The sequence below is a fragment of the Streptomyces sp. NPDC055078 genome (genome assembly GCF_053607985.1).
In genome coordinates, this window is record NZ_JBSGUP010000873.1 from 1 (window position 1) to 2,848 (window position 2,848).

Annotated in this window: 2 protein-coding genes; both read right to left on the reverse strand. The window is 71.7% G+C overall.

What is annotated here, in order from left to right; translation table 11 throughout:
- Positions 1 to 70 precede the first annotated feature (70 nt).
- Positions 71 to 1,045 carry an SMP-30/gluconolactonase/LRE family protein gene (locus tag ACWF94_RS37980; protein WP_453499430.1) on the reverse strand — a complete coding sequence of 325 codons (975 nt, stop codon included), beginning with the start codon at positions 1,043 to 1,045 and terminating at the stop codon, positions 71 to 73.
- A 248-nt stretch (positions 1,046 to 1,293) separates the two neighbouring features.
- On the reverse strand, positions 1,294 to 2,523 hold the full coding sequence (gene mshC / locus ACWF94_RS37985) for a cysteine--1-D-myo-inosityl 2-amino-2-deoxy-alpha-D-glucopyranoside ligase (RefSeq protein ID WP_453499432.1): 1,230 nt from the start codon (positions 2,521 to 2,523) through the stop codon (positions 1,294 to 1,296).
- Positions 2,524 to 2,848: the final 325 nt, after the last annotated feature.

Below are 2,848 nucleotides of genomic sequence, written 5' to 3' on the forward strand. Positions count from 1 at the left end.
GTGTCCGGGAGGGCGCCGCCCCGCTTCCGCTGTCAGGCACGGGAGGGCGCTCCCGGGCCTGGCGCCGCCGTCAGCCCCTGACCTGGTCCACCGCGACCGCGTCGTAGGTCGTGTCGGGTGCCGGCTGTACATCGAAGCGGGCGTTGGGCAGATAGATGCGCCGTCCGTAGGCCGCGGCGGTCGTGGGAATCCTGAAGCGCGCCGGATCGGTGATACGGGCGATGGCCGTCCCCCTGGTCCCGGACTCGTTCAGCCGCAGGACGTCGACGGCGTTCTGCGCCTGCTGGACGACATACAGGGTGCGGCCGATCAGCAGCAGGCCGTCTCCGTTCGGCACCCGGGTGCCGCCGGTGTCGACCCGGCGCGCGACACCGGTACGCGGGTCGACGCGCATCACCGACCCACCGCCGATGACGGTGTTCACCACCAGCAGCGCGCTGCCGTCCGGGGTGCGTTCGATGCCGTTGGCGGTGAAGGAGGGCCCCTGCTCCCACTCACCGCTCAGCGGTACGGTCGTGACATCGCCGCCCGGCCTGCCGTGCCGGTCCAGCGGCAGCCGGTAGAGCTGGGGTACGAACGAGTCGGTGAACCAGGCCGCGCCCGGAGTGAGAATCACATCGTTGACCATGGTGGCGGCCGTACCGACGGTGTACGTCCGCAGCAGCTCACCAGAGCGGGCGTCGGCGATCCGGATCTCCCGGCTCTGACCGCCGGACAGGAACAGCAGCCTCTCGCGCCGGTCGATCTTCAGCCCGATCACGGGGTGATCGGGGCCCAGCCCCTGGCTCACGACGCGCCCCCGGCCGGTGGCCAGGCTCGCCCGGTACACCGAGCCGTTCGCGATCGATCCGAAGTAGGCGTACGGACTCGATCCGATGGCGATGCCCTCGGGGCGGAAGCCGTCCGGCAGCGGGAACTGCCGGGGCCAACGGCCGCCGGCCGCCTCCGCGGCCTGGGCCGGAGAGCCCAGCGGGGTGAGGAGGGCCGCGCCGCCGAGGGCCGCGACCGTGCCGAGAACTCTTCTTCGTGCGAAGGAACGTTGCATGGAGCATCCTTCCTCAAAGCACCGACAAACACTGACAAACACCGACAAGTACTGACCAGCACGGGTGAGCGTGCACGGGACGTGCCCACCTCAGCACATCACCGGACCGGTCGCAGGACTTGCCGGGATTGTGGCGAGACTTCGCCTTCGGGGCGGGATGCGTACGGCGAGGGGGGCCGTATGTGTGGCTGTACGGCGAAGGGGGTGCCATGCGGTCGGCCGCACGGCACCCCCGGGTTCCGCGGTGCCTACAGGGCTACGCCCAGCAGGGCGTCGACCGCCCGGGACACCAGGCCAGGCGCACCCTCGTCCGTACCGCCCCCGGACCGCTGGCGGTCGGCCCAGCGGTCGACGGCGGCCAGCGCGGCCGGGGCGTCGAGGTCGTCGGCGAGGGCCTCCCGGATCTCCTCGACAAGGGCGTCGGCGGGCGGCCCGTCGGGGCGGGAGACCGCCGCCCGCCAGCGCCCGAGGCGCTCCACCGCGCCCTGGAGGACGCCGTCGGTCCACTCCCAGTCGGCCCGGTAGTGGTGCGACAGCAGCGCGAGGCGGATCGCGGCGGGGTCGACGCCTTCGCGGCGCAGCGTCGAGACGAAGACCAGGTTGCCCTTCGACTTCGACATCTTCGCGCCGTCGAGCGCGACCATTCCGGCGTGCACATACGCCTTGGCGAAGGGGTGTTCGCCGGTGAGGGCCTGGGCGTGGGAGGCGCCCATCTCATGGTGCGGGAAGACGAGGTCGGAGCCGCCGCCCTGCACATCGAATCCCATGCCGAGGTGGTCCAGCGCGATCGCCACGCACTCGATGTGCCAGCCGGGCCGACCCCGGCCCAGGCTCCCGCCGTCCCAGTTCGGCTCGCCCTCCCGGGCCGCCATCCACAGCATCGGGTCCAGGGCGTTCTTCTTGCCGGGCCGCTCCGGGTCGCCGCCGCGCTCGGCGGAGAGCAGCCGCATGGCTTCGGCGTCGAGGTGGGACACCTCCCCGAAGTGCGGGTCGCTCTCCACCGAGAAGTAGACGTCGCCGTCGAGTTCGTACGCCACCCCGGCGTCACGCAGCCGTTCGACCAGCGGGACGATTCCCGGTATCGCCTCGACCGCGCCGATGTAGTGCCGCGGCGGAAGCATCCGCAGCGCGGTCATGTCCTCCCGGAACAGCGCGGTTTCGCGCTCCGCGAGCTGGGTCCAGTCATGCCCGTCCCGGATGGCGCGCTCCAGGAGTGGATCATCGACATCGGTGACATTCTGGACGTAGTGCACCTGCCGCTTGGTGTCGAGCCACACGCGTTGAACGAGGTCGAACGCGTTGTAGGTCGCCGCGTGACCCAGGTGGGTCGCGTCGTACGGCGTGATGCCGCAGACATAGATACGGGCGACGGGACCGGGGGTCAGGGTGAGCCGACCACCGGTCGCGGTGTCATGAATCCGGAGGTCGCGGCCCTTGCCGGGCAGGGCGGGGACCTCAGAAGCGGGCCAGGCATGCATGTCATGAGCCTAACCGGACGCGCTATCCGGATACGACCCGCACCACCCGGACAACTCCCATGGCCGCGTGGCCCGGGTGGCGGGGGCCTGCCGGAGCGGGTCCTTGGGCTGGTCCCGGGCGGGTTGGGCCGGGGGTCGGGGTCGGGTGTGGGGGTCTTGGGCTGGAGCCGGGGCCGCTCGGGGCTGGGCCGGTGTTCTGGTGTCGGGGTCCTGGGCTTGCCCCAGGCGCCTCGGGGTTGGGGCCGGGGTCCGCTCCGGGGTCACGTCGGGGCTGCACGATTTAAGGCGCGTTTCGGGGTCTTGCCGGGTCTCGGGGGCGTCAGCG